The following is a 15,221-nucleotide window of genomic DNA, read 5'->3' on the forward strand; positions in this document are numbered from 1 at the left end:
TCATTCCCGATATTTTGTTCAATGTGTTAACAAAAGTACTGAGGTGGTTTCCATCTACATCACCCCCTTAAATAAAAAGGCACCGGAGCGGACTCCGGTGCCTTTTTGCAAGAAATGACGGCTGGATCACATTACGACTGGCGCAGCAATTGATCCTTGAGATTGGGCGGGACTCCCCTGATGGTCAGGGTGTCGGTCTGGGGATCGTAAAAGACCCGGCTGTTGAGCAACTTCTGCTCGAAGCTCAGAGTCAGGCCGCCACCGGAGCCCACAAACTTGGTCAAGCCCCGCAGGGTGGAACGGTCCGCCGGGAAGCGCTCCTCCAGCTCGTACTCCTGACCGATGAAGCTGTAAAAATCGAGGTCCCCATCACCGGGCAATTCCGCCGACAGCTCCTTGATCTCGATCTCCTCGCCGGCGCTGGCCTGCTCGGTGCAATATTTGAAGACCTGCTTCTTGTAGTCATTGCGCTCGGCCGGTTCGAGCTGGCGGCTGTCGCAGTAATCGTCCACCGCCTGCAGCAACCCCTTGTTCTGGATCTTGGCATCCATGCCCTCCCGGGCCCCCAGCAGATCCATGAAGAAATCCCCCAGCTTGCGACCGACCCGGCCCTTGCTGAAGGTGATATAACGACGCGAATCCCCCTGGGTTTTCCACTCGGTGAGATCGATGCGGGCCACCAGATTGAGTTTGCCGATATCCAGGTACTGGATGTGGCGCAGCTCCAGCGCCTCGCTCACGGTGACGCTCTCCTTGCCTTCCAGCAGGGCGATCATCAGGTAATCCACCCCCACATAGTTGTACTTGGCAATCAGCAACACCCCCTGCTCGTCCAGGGCATGCTCCACCAGCTGCTTGACCAGCATCTGGGTCAGGTTGACGGAAAAGGGGACGAACTCGGTCTGCTCCGCCAGCAGCTGCTCCAGGGCGATGCGAAAGGCGGGGGAAGGCTGCTTGGGGGCGTCTTCCCCCTCCGCCAGCTCGGCGACGGCGGCCTCGGGATCGGCGAAGAAGCCAAAGCCCTTTCCCCCCTTGCCGTTGTAGATGCGATGCAGCTCCGCCATCAGCCCTTGTACCGCCTCATCGGCAGGCAGGGTCTGGCTGCGGGTATCGGCGTGGGGCTGGCCATCGTTGCCCGCCCGCAGGGAGTGAAGAATGATCTTGTCGATATCGAGACTCATGTCACAAAGCCATAGTGTTAGCCGAAAGGGTGAAGTATTATAAGGCGCTTTGAACCGAGGTGAACCCAAGATTATGCCCATCGTATCAAAGTACAATAACGAGCAGTTTGACGCCCTGATGAACGACCTGATCACCGCCCTGGAGAAACACAAGGCACCGGTGGATCTCAGTCTGATGGTCCTTGGCAACCTGACCACCAACATCATCAACGGCATGGCCCCGGCCCAGCGCCAGGCGATCACCGAGAAGTTCATCCAGGCACTCACCGCCTCGGTGGGCCATCGCCACGATGCGCACTGAGTTTCTTCGCATTCTTTGATGTTTTTCAAGCAGATGGATCATTATGGTCGAAACCGGCAACCCCTATCGCGATAATGTCTCTCGCCTGATCACCTGGGGGCATTGGTTCTCCTTCTTCAACATCATCCTGGCCATGCTGATCTCGACCCGTTACCTGGGCGCCATCAGCTGGCCATCGACCACGCTCGGCGTGACCTATCTCGTCATCAGCTGGATAGGTCATTTCTCGTTCCTGAGCTTCGTCACCTATCTGCTGACCATCTTCCCCTTGAGCTTCATCCTGCCCAGGGAGAAGCCGCTGCGCTTCATTTCATCCATCATCGCCACCCTGGCGCTGGTGCTGCTGCTTATCGACACCCAGGTGTTCCAGCTGTTCAAGTTCCACTTGAATGGCCAGGTGTGGCAACTGCTGCTGGATCAGGCGCAGACCGAAGAGGGCTCTATCTGGAGCATCATCTTCGTGGCGGTGCCCGCCATCTTCCTGCTGCAACTGCTGCTGTCGGCCTATGTGTGGCGCAAGATCAACAAGCGCAAACGCCGCCAGTATGGTAATCAGGTGGGGCTGGCCCTGCTGGTCTGCTTCATCCTGACCCATCTGGTCAACAGCTGGGCGGATGCGACCCTGTATCAACCCATCACCATGCAGCGCGCCAACTTCCCCCTCTCCTACCCCATGACCGCCAGGAGCTTCCTGGCCAAGCATGGCTGGCTCGACCTCGAGCAGTATGAGAAGAAGGCCGAAGATCAGGGAAGCGCTGAGCACCGTCTGCTCTATCCCTTGCGCCCCCTCAGCGTGAGCGCACCCAGCGATCACAAGAACCTGCTGGTGGTGGTGGTCGACTCCCTGCGAGCCGACATGCTCAACAACATCAACATGCCCAATCTGCAGCGCTACGCGGACAACCACTTCAATTTCCGCCAGCACATGAGTGGTGGCAATGATGAAGCCATGGGGATGTTCAGCCTCTTCTACGGGCTGCCCGGCCACTATTACGGGGACATCCGGGCCGACAAGCGCCCCCCCGTGCTGTTCGACGAGATGCTGCGTCAGGACTACCAGTTCGGCCTGTTCGGTGCACTGGAAGATGCCAAGCAGTATCGCCAGAGCCTGCTTGCGGGTCTGCGCAAGCAGGTCTTCGTCTCCCGCCAGACCGATGACCGCAGGCTCATCGACGACTGGCAGCAGTGGCTTGGCACGCGCACCGCGGACAGACCCTGGTTCTCTCTGGTCTATCTCTCTAGCCCGGGGGATTATCAGGTGCCCGCCAGCATCAAGGGCCCCTTCCAGCCCGAGTTGACCCGCTTCAACCCGGCCACTGCCTATCGGCCCGAGAACCTGCAGAAGCTGGAGAACCGCTACAAAAACGCGGTCTTCTATACCGATCAACTGCTGGAGCAGATGCTGACCCAACTGCAATTGCAGGGGCTTGATGATCAGACCATCGTCGTGGTCACCTCCAACCACGGTCAGGAGTTCAACGAGACCCAGAGCAACAGCTGGGGCTATGACAGCAATTACTCGACCTATCAGGTGCAGGTCCCCCTGGTGCTGGCCTGGCCTGGTGCCGAACCTGCGCCCCAGGCGCAGGCGAGCAGCCACCTGGATCTGGTACCGACCCTGATGAAGAACATGCTGGGTGTACGCAACCCCTATCGTGACTACAGCACGGGGCGCAACCTGTTCGAAGTCAGTACACGCACCTGGCTGCTGGCGGGGGATCAGAATGACTTCGCCATCTATCAGGGCAACACCATCACCCAGTTCAACAAGCAGGGGGACTTCGAGCTGCTGGACCGCGACACCTATCGCCCCATCAAGCAAGGCACCCCGGACATGGGCACCCTGATCCAGGTGATGAACGAGCTCAATCGCTTCTATCGCGCCCCCTGATCTGCGCCAGCCCACCTCCTTGAGCCCGCCCCTATGGCGGGCTTTTTCTTGCCCGTACCACACCCGTCCTCCTGTTTCTCATGGCGTCATTCGCAAACGTATGCCACCACCTTACTGATTTAACTCTCAAAAAATTCAATTCGATCAATATCATAAAAACAAAATGATAATGATTGTCATTTATTGATCTACTTGACTCCCTCTGCAATAATCCGCGCCCTTCAGGCTTAAATAATAATTATTATCAAATATAAAAATTCGACTTCTTCACTACTGGCCCATGCTGCTGTCCGGTACGGCGCTGGCTGCCAGCGATCCCGCCGGGGTCGACACAACGGACATGCCCCCCGAACTCAAGGGGCGGGAAACCATCGTGGTCAAGGGACAGCGCATCGAGCAGAAGCTCTCCGAGGTGTCGGGTTCCATCACCGTCATCACGGAGGAGGATCTGGATCGCCAGGTTGCCACCGAGCTCACCGATGTGTTCAAGAACGAACCCGGCGTCTCGGTGACCGGCTCCGCCGGCCGCCCCCAGAACATCATCATCCGCGGCATGGGCGGCAACCGGGTGCTCATCATCAAGGACGGGGTGCGGGTCAGCGACGGTTTTGGCGCCGACGACCTCAACGACAAGGTGGGCCGCTTCAGCTTCGATCTCGACGATGTCAAGCAGATAGAGGTAGCCAAGGGAGCCGGTTCCTCCCTCCATGGCTCCGATGCCATCGGCGGCACCATCGTCATCAGCACCAAGCAGCCGGAAGATTACCTTCAGGGCCAGGATGCCTATCTCGGCAGCAAGGTGCTGCACGATGGCAACAGTGACAAGCAGAAGCTGAGCGCCACCGGCGCCGCCCGGATACGGGATACCGAACACCTGCTGCGCCTCTCCGGCTGGCAGGGACATGAGACCGCTAACTACGACGAGAGCCGCATCCCGGCGGATCTGGATGGCCTCAGCGCCTCCACCAGCTCTCGCATCCAGCTGAACGAACATCATCTGCTGCGCCTCGAACTCGACTACTTCGAGGACAACGCCGAACGGAATCAGGGGCCGCGCGAAGTGCCCCAGCCCGATGGCAAGTGGCAGGTGCGCCAGTACCACGAGCAGGGCAGCCAACGCACGCAGGGGGGAAAGCTGGCCTGGGAGGCGAGCAACCTCGACACCGTGCTGGCCGACAGCCTCACCTGGAGTGCCTACGGCAATCACTCGAAAAACACCGCCAACAAGCGCAGCCTGCTGCAAAACGATCTGCTGAGCGGTTATCCGCGCTATCGCAGCGAACGGGAACTCGCCACCTTCACCGAAGACAGGATCGGTACCGAGCTGGATGTGCGCCGGGATCTCGCCACCGGCCATCTCGCCCATCAGCTCAGTTACGGCATCGAGCTCGAGCGCACCACCCACGAGCGGCCGGTGGAGAAGCTGAGTCTGGAGGCCGGCATTCCCCAACCCGGCCAGTCCGCCCCCTTCAGCCGCGCCCGTACCGACAGGGCCGGAGTCTGGCTCGGTGACGTGGCCAGCCTGGGCCAGTGGCAGTTCACCCCCACCCTGCGCATGGATCACCAGTGGCTCACGCCGCTGGACGGCAGCAACGACAGCAACCACAGCTGGCACCTCTCCCCGAGCCTGGCCACCAGCTACCGCTTCAACGACCAGTGGCGCAGCTGGCTCAGCTATGCCAACGGGTTCCGGGCGCCTTCCTACGACAAGGTGTACGGCAACATCCCCCACTACTTCGCCCTGCCGCCCTTCGAGATCATCGCCAACACAGGGCTCAAGGAGGAAACCAGCCACAGCATAGAGTGGGGGCTGAGTGGCGAGGGGGACAACTGGAGCATCAAGCCAGCGCTCTTCTACAACCGCTACTACAACTTCATCGACTGGCGCGAGGTGGGGCTGCGCCTGAGCGATGGTGTCATCCTGCGCCAATATCGCAACGTCGCCAAGGCCGAAACCTGGGGGGCCGAACTCGCCGCCAGCTACTGGCTGACCCAGGAGTGGGAACTCGCCACCAAGCTCGGCTGGGTCGATGGCGAGGACAACAAAGGTGAAGCGCTGCGCACCCTGACGCCCCTCGAGGGCAACACCCGTCTGAGCTATCAGGCCAATGAGTGGAGTCTGGGCATTCAGGCGGACTATGCCGCCGCCATGAGCCGGGTGCCCACCTGTGGCAACAGCCTGACCGGCCGCCAGGGGGACTGCCTCGAAAGTGCCGGCTGGCTCAGTTTCGCCCTGACGGCCGACTGGCTGGTCACCGACTCCCTCAAGGTCAACCTCAAGCTCGACAACCTGTTCGACACCCGCTACACCCGCTATCAGGATGTGGCCGGGCTGGAAGCCGGGACCGATGCTTCCCTCTTCACCCAGAGCGGCCGCACCCTGAGTGCCAGCCTGCGCTACACCTTCGTGGGGATCTGATGCACAGCCTATTGATCCTGGCCAGCCTGCTGGCCACGCTGGCCCCCGCCTCCCCCCTGCCTGAGGCAACCCTGGAGGCCGCGCCCCTCATCCCCGAGCGCCCGCAACTGATGAAGGGGGAGATAGCCCGTCTCGATCCCTATGGTGGCTGGCGTGACGACAGCCGCCAGGATCCCGTCCTCCTGACGCTGCTGCGCGAGCAGAACCGCTGGACCGAACAGCAGCTCGCCGGCCAGGCGCCACTGGTGCAGCGCCTGCAGACGGAGTGGCAGGGCCGGGAGCGGGGCGAACCAGTGCCGGACGACTGGCTGAGCCAGGCTGGCAGCCAGTGGCGCATGGAGGCGGACGGCAGCCTGTGGCAACGCAGCGACGCCAATGACGCTCCCCGAAAGCGGCTGGCTCCCCGCCAACCTGCCGAGGGGTATTACGAGCTCGCCGCCTGGGCCCTGCACCCGGACGGGCAACTGCTTGCCCTGGCCGAAGACCGCAGGGGAGATCGGGACTACCGCATCACCCTGCTGGATCTGGCGAGTGGCGAGACACTGGCCTCTTTGCCTCACCGCGCCGGCGATCTGCTCTGGAGTCTGGATGGCTTCGATGGCTATTACTGGAGCCAGACCCTGACCCCGTCCCGTCGGCTGGAGAGCGCGCCTCTGAGCGCCATCGCCCACATCTTCCTCGGCGAGGACGCCGGTGCCGACTATCCCACCCCAGTTCAAAACAGCAATGACGCCAACGGTCTGCAACTGCGCCTGGTGGCCGAGGTAACCCGATGAACAAGTATCTTCTGACCCTGCTGCTCACCCTGTGCAGCCCCCTGGCACTGGCCATCGCCATCTGCGACGACGCCCTGCCCCGTACCAGCCCCACCGCCCGTTTCCAGGATCACGGCAACGGCACTGTCACCGACAGGGGCACCGGTCTGACCTGGATGCGCTGCCAGCTCGGCCAGACCTGGCGCAACCAGAGCTGCGAGGGGGAACCCACCCGCCTCTACTGGCAACAGGCACTGCAGACGGCGGAACGGATCCGCACCGAACCGAGCCATGCCCTGTATGGCTTTGGTGGTCATCACGACTGGCGCCTGCCCACCATCAAGGAGCTCGCCAGCATTCTGGAGTCCGCCTGTTACAAACCGGCATTGAACGAAACCATCTTCCCCCGCGCCATGGCCGGGAATGGCAAGGAGGTGAACGACGGCTATGTCTATCTCTGGTCTTCCACCCCGGTGCCGGCCCTTCAGGGCGTCGCTTACCTGGACATCACCAGCGGCTCCGTCGCCCAGCGCGCCCCCCGCTCTTGGGCGAAACAGGTTCTGCTGGTGAGGTGACAGCCTGGCCATGGGGGTCACCCGGCCCCCTGTTTGACACGAGGCAAGAAGCGGCAGGGTGACCCTGGCCGTCAAAAAAGCATCAAATTGCGTCATGTGATGCCTGTTCAGGGCGGTTTTGCACGCCGCAGCGCTGGCATGAAACCGGCAGAGCGGTTAGTCTAGCGGCGTTGAACCAATCCCAAGAGGTACAGATGAAAACCGTGTTGCGTTTTAGCCTGCTGGGCGCCTTGTTATTGGGTGGCCATGCCTTCGCCGCCGAACCGAAAAAATTTGATATCAGCATGTTCCCCGCCGCCGAAGTGAACCAGGAACGTGTCGTGATCCGTCTGCCAGAAGTCGAGAACGAAGCCGACATGATGGTCGAGCTGCAAGTCGGCAAGAAGATGCTGGTCGACTGCAACCTGCCCCGCTTCGCGGGCAATCTGGAACAGCACAGCGTCAAGGGCTGGGGTTACAACTACCTGACCCTGGGCCAGGTCACCGGCCCCGTCAGCACCCTGATGGCCTGCCCAGATGGCCAGAAGAAGGAGAGTTTCGTCCAGATCTACGGTCAGGGCTTCTTCGTGAACTACAACTCCAAGCTGCCCTTCGTCATCTATGTGCCCCAGGAGTACGAGGTGCGCTATCGTCTGTGGCGTGCCGACAACCTGGCACAGCCAGCCATGATTGAGTGAGTGCCGCGCACTCGGGTTCAGCTCAGTCATGATGATGATTAGGCGCCATACGGCGCCTTATTTTTAGCTTCCGAGCCCGTTTTTGAGCGGTTTTTCCTGTACAAAATCTGACATAACTCCACTATTTTTCAGGCTTTTTTGTGCAGCGCACCGCAAAATGCCCCCTCGGGATGCGACAAACCCTGTTCGATAAAAGATATTTATTAACATAGTAAGAAAATTGATTTTGCACTCTGCGACGGCCTGATGATACTTGCCCGCAAAGGTCAAACTAACCAGAACAAGAGCACTATGAGCTTCGAATCAGACAAGCGTTTCAACGACTTCAAACATTTTCCCCGTGGCCTGCGTCGCAGTGGCGAATTCACCGTGGCAGAAGCGGACAGTCTGGAAAAATATGGCACCGTGATGCTGGCGCTCTATCAGGGCAACCTGGCCCCGCGAGATGACGTAGAAAGTGCCTTTATCGAACAGGTCAAATCCGGTGCAGCCGGCAACAACCCCCACGCCAAGGTGTGGTTCAAATACCTGAAGGTGATTGGTCCCAAGCGCGTGCACCGTCTGTGCACCGTCGCAGGCGGCGCCAATGAAGATGCTGGTGGCAGCTTTGAAGGCGGCGGTGGCGGCAGCGACGAGTCCCTCGATTAATGGATACCGAGCTGCTTCGGACCTTCATCGAGGTCAGCAAGACCCGGCACTTTGGCCGGGCGGCTGAAAATCTCTACCTGACCCAGTCGGCGGTGAGCTTCCGGATCCGCCAGCTCGAGCAGCAACTCGGGGTCAGCCTGTTTGCCCGTCATCGCAACAACATCCGCCTGACTGCCTCCGGTGAGCGTCTGCTGCCCTACGCAGACGCCATTCTGCATACTTTGGGGCGCGCCAAGCAGGACGTGGCCCTCTCCCCCGGTTTCAGCCAGCAGCTTGCCATCGGCGCCCCCGCCGTCTTCTGGGAGCTCGACTTCAACGACTGGCTGAACCATGTCTATGCCCTGGTCCCCGGCCTCGCGGTGCGCCTCGAAACGGCCTCCCGCGAGCACCTGTGCCGCCAGCTGCTGGAGCGCTCCCTCGATCTGGCCCTGCTCTCCGAGCCGACCAAGATCGACGAGATTGCCCTGCACCCCATCGGCGAGCTGGTGTTCGAACTGGTGAGCCGGGAGCCGGCCGCAAACGCCGACAGCCTGATGCAGATGCCCCACATTCATCTCGACTGGGGCACCAGCTTCGAACCGCCATCGAGCCGGTTGCAGAGCCTGCAGAAGACCCCAGTGCTGCATTCGAGCTCCGCCAGCATGGCCCTGCAATTCGTGCTGGCCAACGGCGGCGCCGCCTACCTGCCAAGGCGCATGGTGAGCCCCTTCCTGGAGCATGGGCAGCTTCATCTGGTGGAAGGGGGCCAATCCCTGAGCCGCCCGCTCTACCTCGCCTATCTGGAGAAATCCGACCGCCGGGAGCTGATCGATCAGCTGCTGACCCTGCCGCTGGGCTGGCATGACGCCGACTTGCGTCAACCGCCTGCCGAATGAAACAGGGCGATTTCACGCCCAGACCTGTGTTTTCATCTACCGTGGTTATCGGTGCAGCACAAACAACATGAAAAAGGGGCCATCAGGCCCCTTTTGTATGGATGTCTTTGAGCATCAGCCGTGATGGCGACGGTCGTTGGCCTGGGCCAGCAGGGTGCGACTCTCGCGCAGGAACTCCTCCGCCCGCTCGCCGAAGAAGCCGGAGACCTGGCTGAAGGCCTCGATGAAGCCCTCCCTGTCTCCCCGCTCCAGCAACCCAAGCGCCTCGCCGAAGTTCTGGTAGTAGCGGCGGATCATCGCCAGGTTCTGCGGCGACGACAATATGATGTCGGCGTAGAGATGGGGATCCTGGGCAAACAGCCGTCCCACCATGGCCAGCTCCAGCCGGTAGATGGGAGAGCTTAAGGCAAGCAGACGGTCGATGTTGGCCTGCTCCCGGGAGAGGTGCCAGCCGTAGGCGAAGGTGGCGAAGTGGCGCAGCGCCTGAATAAAGGTCATCGCCTCGTCGTGGGCCCTGGCCTCCACCTGCTGCAAACGCGCCCCCCAGATGGTCATCTGCTCCAGCAGCCACTGGCTGGCGGCAGGCTCGCGCCCCTGACAGCAGACGATCACCTGCTTGGCGAGGCTCGCCACGTCCGGCCCGAACATGGGGTGCAGCCCCAGCACCGGCCCCTGGTGTACTGCCAGCATATGGGCAAGCGGTTCACTCTTGACGCTGGTCACGTCCACCAGCAGGCAGTTCTCAGGCAGGTTGCCGAGCCGGTCGATCACCTCGCAGGTGACGTCTATGGGCACCGCCACCATCACCAGCCCGGCGCCGTGCAGGATCTCGTCGGCGCGCGGCCAATCGGCCTGACCCAGGGTTTCGACCCGGTAACCCGAGAGGCTGAACAGGTTGCCGAACAGGCGGCCAAGCTGCCCCTGGCCACCGATGATCACCACCTTGCCGAGCTCAGGCTTCATGCACTTGAAGTGGTGCTCCTTGTCGCTGGCGGACTCCAGAATATAGGACTCGCGCATCACCCGGCGCAGCACATCCTCGATAAGGTCCCCCGGCACCCCCAGTGCCTCGGCCTCGGCGCGGCGGCGGGCCAGCATGCTCGCCTCCCGATCCGGTGCATAGATGGGCAGGCCGTGCCGGCTTTTCACTTCCCCCACTTCCCCCACCAGGGCGAGACGGGCGGCCAGCAGATCAATCAGCTGCTTGTCCACCGCATCTATCTTGTCCCTGAGGGCATTCAACTCTTCCGCCATGTCCAGTCCCTGCTGGCGCCGCCCGCAGCGACGCCCTGTCATTCAAGAGGCAACAAGGTATCACTGCGTGGGCAGTGATACCTCGATGGTTCAATCAGTTACAACAAGATACCACGGCTTATGCCGATGTTCTGGCCAAAAGTGGTGCCGCCAGCTGGCTGTGGCAGCGGGCCAGCAGCGCATCCGTGGTCTCCCAGTCGATGCAGGCATCGGTGATGGAGACGCCGTAGCGCATCTCGCACTTGGGCTGCTCGCTGGACTGGTTGCCTTCGAACAGGTTGGATTCGAGCATCACCCCGATGATGGAGCGGTTGCCCTCCTGGATCTGGTGAATGACGTTGTCGGCCACCTTGGGCTGCAGCCGGTGATCCTTGCTGGAGTTGCCGTGGCTGCAATCCACCACCAGACCGGGCAGCAAACCCGCCTTCTCCAGCGCCTCTTCCGCCAGCGACACATTGACCGAGTCGTAGTTCGGGTGCTTGCCGCCGCGCAGGATCACATGACCATCCGGGTTACCCTGGGTCTGCAGCAGCGCGACCTGACCCTGCTGGTTGATCCCCATAAAAGCGTGGGGGCTGGAGGCCGCCTGCAGCGCATTGATGGCGGTGCCGAGGTTGCCGTCGGTGCCGTTCTTGAAGCCGACCGGCATGGAGAGGCCGGACGCCATCTCCCTGTGGGTCTGGGATTCGGTGGTGCGGGCACCGATGGCCGACCAAGAGAAGAGCTCCGCCAGGTATTGCGGGCTGATGGGGTCGAGCGCCTCGGTGGCCAGCGGCAACTCCAGCTCGGCCAGCCAGCAGAGCAGCTCGCGGGCGCGGTGCAGACCCAGCTCCACGTCAAAGGTGCCATCCAGGTTCGGATCGTTGATAAAGCCCTTCCAGCCGACCGTGGTGCGCGGCTTCTCAAAGTAGACCCGCATGACAATGTAGAGAGAGTCCTGATAGGCGTCATGCAGCGCTTTGAGTCTGGTTGCGTACTCTTTGGCGGCGTCCATGTCGTGGATGGAGCAGGGACCACAGATCACCAGCAGGCGGTGATCGCGACGGTGGATAATGTCGGCGATGGTATTGCGGGCCCCTTGCACGAATGCCAACGCGCGATCGGAGATGGGCAGTTTCTCCTTGAGCTGGGCAGGCGTGATCATCACTTGTTCGGACTGGATATGGATGTTGTTCAGGGGATCTCTTTGCATATTCTCATTCTCTCTACTGTTTCAAGCCAAGGGCGCCGACCGTTCACTTTTGTTTACACGGGTCAGCGCTTTGTTACGCAACCGCCCCCACCTTACCAAGGAAAAACAAACAATCAAGTGAAACTAGCGTCTTTTCACGCTGATAGATGGATAAATGACCAAGAATGCAGAGTGAAACAACTCAAAAGTAGCGACTCGCGAGGCCAAACCAGCCCCAAATCGTAAACATTAGATTACACTCATCCATTTCGATATCATCTCTCTGCCCCCTCTCATGGCCCCTTATCCGGCCCCTCATCCCGGCGATGACGCCGGGCACAAAAAAGCGGGGCACCTGGCCCCGCTTGCATTCCCGTGTTGCTCTTCTTTTATTATTTACCGTGAGCCTTGATAGCCTCGACCGCCTTGTCGGGGAAGTCGCTGAATACCCCGTCCACATCGGCCTGGTAGAGGAAGATGTTGAGCAGGTCGGTGAAGTCTTTCGCATAGGCCGGGATCTGCCCCTCATCCTGACGGAAGGTATAAGGATGCACCTTGAGGCCGGCCGCGTGGGCCTCTTTCACCATGCCGGTGAAGACCGGCTTGCCGGGAGTGCCCGGCTCGGTCACCACCATGGGTTTCCAGGGACCGATTCCCTCGGCATAGGTGGCGATGGTCTTCATGGCCCCCGGCTTGAACATCCAGTCGTAGTCATAGGGGGTTGCCTTGCCCTTGGCATCGTAGACCATGGTCTCGTTCCAGTCGGTCTCGGCCATCAGCTGCACCAGCTTGAGATCCATGCCCATGGCGGGCATCAGCTCGCCGTTGATGCGCTTGAGTTCGTTGGCATCGAAGCACTGCAGATAGACCTTGTCGCTCTTGCTGGTGTAGCCGTACTCCTTGAGCACGTTCAGCACCGCCCTGGAGATGTCCTTGCCCTCGTGGCGGAATAGCCAGGGAGCTTTTATCTCCGGGTAGATGCCGATGTGCTTGCCGGTGCTCTTGTTTAGCCCCTGGATCATCTCGATCTCTTCCTGGAAGGTGTGGATCCTGAAGCTGGACTTCCACAGCGGGAAGCGGGCCGGATAGACCGGCACCTGCTTGCCGTCCACCAGCTGGAACGGCTCGGTCATGCGCAGGGAGCGCACCTCGTCCAGGGTGAAATCCACCACATAGTAGCGACCGTCCGGGCGGGCCCGGCCGGGGAAGCGCTCGGCCACGTCCGTGATGCCATCAAGGAAGTGATCGTGCATCACCACCAGCTGGTCATCCTTGGTCATCACCAGGTCCTGCTCCAGATAGTCGGCGCCCATGCCATAGGCCAGGGCCTTGGATTCCAGGGTGTGTTCCGGCAGGTAACCGGAGGCACCACGGTGGGCGATCACGATTTTGCCTTCGTCGGCCGCCAGTGCGGGCAGCGCCAGGGCAGCCCCGAGGCCAAGGGCTATCAGGGTACGGTGAGGTTGCTTCATCAAGAGATCTCGTTGTTATGGTGTGTAGGATGCAGGCAATTGTTATAGCAGGGGTTTATTGCAGTTTGACGGCGGACGGTAAAGGCCGCCCGCCGTGGGTCATCAGCAGGCTTCGGGCAGGGCGTGGTGGTGTTCAAGCAGCCAGGCACCGAGCTGCTGCTGTTCGGATTCCGACAGGCGCAGCCCCAGCTTGCTGCGGCGCCACAGAATGTCTTCCAGGGAGTGGGCCCATTCGCGCGCGATGAGATAGCGCACTTCGGATTCATACAGTCCGGCGCCAAAGTGCTGGCCGCGCTCCTCCTTCAGCCAGAGGCGGGCATGAGCGCCATAGGATTCGGCGATGCGCAGGGCGCTGCGATCGTCGAGCCAGTCGAATTCCAGCGCAAAGGCTCGCGCCAGTTCACGCACCGAGCAGTCGAACTCGCCACCGGGCAACCGGCAGGAAGCGGTCCAGTCCTCTCCCATCTGGCTGAACCAGGGCTTGAGCTTGTTGCAGGCGGCCTGGGCCAGCTTGCGATAGGTGGTGAGCTTGCCGCCAAACACCGACAAGAGCGGCGCGCCGTCGGATTCACCACTGAGCTCGAGCGTGTAGTCCCGGGTCACCGCCTGGGGTGAATCGGACTCGTCGTCACACAGGGGGCGCACCCCGGCATAGGTCCACACCACGTCTGCCGGGCTTATCTGCCTTGTGAAGTGGGCATTGACCACCTTGCACAGGTAGTTGATCTCGGCATCGCTGATCTTGGCTTCGCGCGGGCTGCCTTTGTGCTCCACGTCCGTGGTGCCGATGAGGGAATAGTCCTGCTGGTAGGGGATGACGAAGACGATGCGGTTGTCCTCGTTTTGCAGGATGTAGGCCTCTTCGCGCTCATGGATGCGCGGCACTATCATGTGGCTCCCCTTGATGAGGCGAATGCCGCGGGGGGATTTCTCGCTCAGGCTCTCGTCATAGAAGGTCTTGACCCAGGGGCCCGCCGCATTGACCAGACCACGGCAGCTGACGGTGAATTGCTCGCCCCCTTCCCGCTCCAGCGTCAGGGTCCAGTGCTTGGATCCGCGCACCGCCTTGACGCAGCGGGTACGGGTCTGCACGTCAGCGCCCTTGTCCCGCGCCAGCATGGCATTGAGCACCACCAGCCGGGCGTCGTCGACCCAGGCGTCCGAGTATTCAAAGCCCTTGTTGATGCCGCTCTTGAGACCGTCCTGCGGCAGGAAGCGCAGACCGCAACTCCCCTTGAGCTTGTCCCGCTTGGCCAGGTTGTCATAAAGGAAGAGACCGGCTCGGATCATCCAGGCCGGACGCAGGTGCGGGCGATGGGGCAGACGAAAACGCATGGGACGGGCGATGTGGGGAGCCATGCCGAGCAGGACCTCCCGCTCCGCCAGCGCCTCTTTCACCAGCCGGAATTCGTAATGTTCGAGGTAGCGCAGGCCGCCGTGGATCAGCTTGCTGGAGTTGGACGAGGTGGCAGAGGCGAGATCGCTCGCCTCGAACAGCGCCACCTTCAGCCCCCGCCCCGCCGCATCTGCCGCGATGCCGACCCCGTTGATGCCGCCGCCGACGACGACCAGATCATAATGTTCGCTCATGTTCACCTACTTTCTTATTTTGTGTTTGCCATGACAGCAATGTTTGATTTCGCTCATATTAGAACATGAAAAACCAATAAACGAACATTTCGTGAGAGAAATGTGATCGCGATTGTTTTCACAATGCTAAAAATGCTGCCAGTCGGTGACGGCCTGGCAAGGCTAAGGTCTGCCGGAAACAGCCATTTTGGGCAGGGAGGAGAACAAAGAGTCCCGGATGGGGGCGCCCATGAAGCAAGGTGATGAACGCGATGGCGTGAATCCCTCGCAGGCGCCTAGGCTGTGTTCTTAAAGTGATGAGGATATAATCTCACATCTTCTCAACAGCTTAAGATCCATTCCGTGTCCCGCCGTTATCAGCTGACTGATGCACAATGGGGGCTTATCGAGCCCCAGTTTCCTTCTCGAAGCC

General features: G+C 60.9%; 12 protein-coding genes and 2 pseudogenes. 9 read left to right on the forward strand and 5 right to left on the reverse strand.

Translation table 11 applies throughout. The features are described 5' to 3' along the window. Positions 1-131: 131 nt before the first annotated feature. Positions 132-1,181, reverse strand: coding sequence for a nucleoid-associated protein YejK (gene yejK, locus PG883_RS16855; RefSeq protein WP_039038628.1), 1,050 nt, complete (start codon positions 1,179-1,181; stop codon positions 132-134). A gap of 73 nt (positions 1,182-1,254) precedes the next feature. Between yejK and PG883_RS16860 the strand changes: the two genes are divergently transcribed. The 9 genes and pseudogenes from PG883_RS16860 to hdfR all read left to right on the forward strand — a co-directional run bounded on the left by PG883_RS16860 (position 1,255) and on the right by hdfR (position 9,322). Then, the gene (locus PG883_RS16860; RefSeq protein ID WP_039038627.1) at positions 1,255-1,482 is read left to right on the forward strand and encodes a YejL family protein; all 228 of its coding nucleotides are present in this window, start codon (positions 1,255-1,257) and stop codon (positions 1,480-1,482) included. Between the two features lie 43 nt (positions 1,483-1,525). Beyond that, the gene (locus PG883_RS16865; protein WP_049637098.1) at positions 1,526-3,373 is read left to right on the forward strand and encodes a DUF3413 domain-containing protein; all 1,848 of its coding nucleotides are present in this window, start codon (positions 1,526-1,528) and stop codon (positions 3,371-3,373) included. Positions 3,374-3,653: 280 nt separating this feature from the next. Continuing rightward, positions 3,654-5,792 carry a TonB-dependent hemoglobin/transferrin/lactoferrin family receptor gene (locus PG883_RS16870; protein WP_049637097.1) on the forward strand — a complete coding sequence of 713 codons (2,139 nt, stop codon included), beginning with the start codon at positions 3,654-3,656 and terminating at the stop codon, positions 5,790-5,792. Next, positions 5,792-6,385, forward strand: a pseudogene (locus PG883_RS16875) (prolyl oligopeptidase family serine peptidase); the annotation flags it as partial. The gene PG883_RS16870 and the pseudogene PG883_RS16875, both read left to right, overlap by 1 nt. After that, positions 6,386-6,568 (forward strand): annotated as a pseudogene (locus PG883_RS16880) (DUF1566 domain-containing protein); the annotation flags it as partial. Next, positions 6,565-7,122 carry an Lcl C-terminal domain-containing protein gene (locus PG883_RS16885; protein WP_049636193.1) on the forward strand — a complete coding sequence of 186 codons (558 nt, stop codon included), beginning with the start codon at positions 6,565-6,567 and terminating at the stop codon, positions 7,120-7,122. The pseudogene PG883_RS16880 and the gene PG883_RS16885, both read left to right, overlap by 4 nt. Before the next feature lie 194 nt (positions 7,123-7,316). Continuing rightward, positions 7,317-7,799 carry a serine protease inhibitor ecotin gene (eco, locus tag PG883_RS16890; RefSeq protein WP_010674240.1) on the forward strand — a complete coding sequence of 161 codons (483 nt, stop codon included), beginning with the start codon at positions 7,317-7,319 and terminating at the stop codon, positions 7,797-7,799. A gap of 291 nt (positions 7,800-8,090) precedes the next feature. Further along, complete coding sequence (locus tag PG883_RS16895) at positions 8,091-8,447, forward strand: DUF413 domain-containing protein (RefSeq protein ID WP_010674239.1); 357 nt, start codon at positions 8,091-8,093, stop codon at positions 8,445-8,447. Then, positions 8,447-9,322, forward strand: coding sequence for an HTH-type transcriptional regulator HdfR (gene hdfR, locus PG883_RS16900; RefSeq protein WP_049636194.1), 876 nt, complete (start codon positions 8,447-8,449; stop codon positions 9,320-9,322). Before PG883_RS16895 ends, hdfR begins: the two co-directional genes overlap by 1 nt. Positions 9,323-9,436: 114 nt before the next feature. Here hdfR and tyrA read toward each other — a convergent pair whose 3' ends face one another. From tyrA to glpD, 4 genes are all read right to left on the reverse strand, one after another. After that, a complete protein-coding gene (tyrA, locus tag PG883_RS16905) occupies positions 9,437-10,576 on the reverse strand; it encodes a bifunctional chorismate mutase/prephenate dehydrogenase (protein WP_049636195.1) in 1,140 nt (379 codons plus the stop codon). Between the two features lie 118 nt (positions 10,577-10,694). Beyond that, complete coding sequence (locus PG883_RS16910) at positions 10,695-11,768, reverse strand: 3-deoxy-7-phosphoheptulonate synthase (protein WP_010674236.1); 1,074 nt, start codon at positions 11,766-11,768, stop codon at positions 10,695-10,697. 371 nt (positions 11,769-12,139) lie between these two features. After that, a complete protein-coding gene (glpQ, locus tag PG883_RS16915; RefSeq protein WP_039038618.1) occupies positions 12,140-13,219 on the reverse strand; it encodes a glycerophosphodiester phosphodiesterase in 1,080 nt (359 codons plus the stop codon). 102 nt (positions 13,220-13,321) lie between these two features. Then, positions 13,322-14,809 carry a glycerol-3-phosphate dehydrogenase gene (glpD, locus tag PG883_RS16920; RefSeq protein WP_049636196.1) on the reverse strand — a complete coding sequence of 496 codons (1,488 nt, stop codon included), beginning with the start codon at positions 14,807-14,809 and terminating at the stop codon, positions 13,322-13,324. Between the last annotated feature and the right edge of the window lie 412 nt (positions 14,810-15,221).

The organism is Aeromonas sp. QDB25, from assembly GCF_027707725.1.
In the GTDB taxonomy this organism is placed as follows: Bacteria; Pseudomonadota; Gammaproteobacteria; order Enterobacterales; family Aeromonadaceae; genus Aeromonas; species Aeromonas caviae.

Bases quoted from the DNA above. Each gene is read 5' to 3' on its own strand.
- yejK (WP_039038628.1), bottom strand. From the start codon at position 1,181: ATGAGTCTCGATATCGACAAGATCATTCTTCACTCCCTGCGGGCGGGC.
- PG883_RS16860 (WP_039038627.1), top strand. From the start codon at position 1,255: ATGCCCATCGTATCAAAGTACAATAACGAGCAGTTTGACGCCCTGATG.
- PG883_RS16865 (WP_049637098.1), top strand. From the start codon at position 1,526: ATGGTCGAAACCGGCAACCCCTATCGCGATAATGTCTCTCGCCTGATC.
- PG883_RS16870 (WP_049637097.1), top strand. From the start codon at position 3,654: ATGCTGCTGTCCGGTACGGCGCTGGCTGCCAGCGATCCCGCCGGGGTC.
- PG883_RS16885 (WP_049636193.1), top strand. From the start codon at position 6,565: ATGAACAAGTATCTTCTGACCCTGCTGCTCACCCTGTGCAGCCCCCTG.
- eco (WP_010674240.1), top strand. From the start codon at position 7,317: ATGAAAACCGTGTTGCGTTTTAGCCTGCTGGGCGCCTTGTTATTGGGT.
- PG883_RS16895 (WP_010674239.1), top strand. From the start codon at position 8,091: ATGAGCTTCGAATCAGACAAGCGTTTCAACGACTTCAAACATTTTCCC.
- hdfR (WP_049636194.1), top strand. From the start codon at position 8,447: ATGGATACCGAGCTGCTTCGGACCTTCATCGAGGTCAGCAAGACCCGG.
- tyrA (WP_049636195.1), bottom strand. From the start codon at position 10,576: ATGGCGGAAGAGTTGAATGCCCTCAGGGACAAGATAGATGCGGTGGAC.
- PG883_RS16910 (WP_010674236.1), bottom strand. From the start codon at position 11,768: ATGCAAAGAGATCCCCTGAACAACATCCATATCCAGTCCGAACAAGTG.
- glpQ (WP_039038618.1), bottom strand. From the start codon at position 13,219: ATGAAGCAACCTCACCGTACCCTGATAGCCCTTGGCCTCGGGGCTGCC.
- glpD (WP_049636196.1), bottom strand. From the start codon at position 14,809: ATGAGCGAACATTATGATCTGGTCGTCGTCGGCGGCGGCATCAACGGG.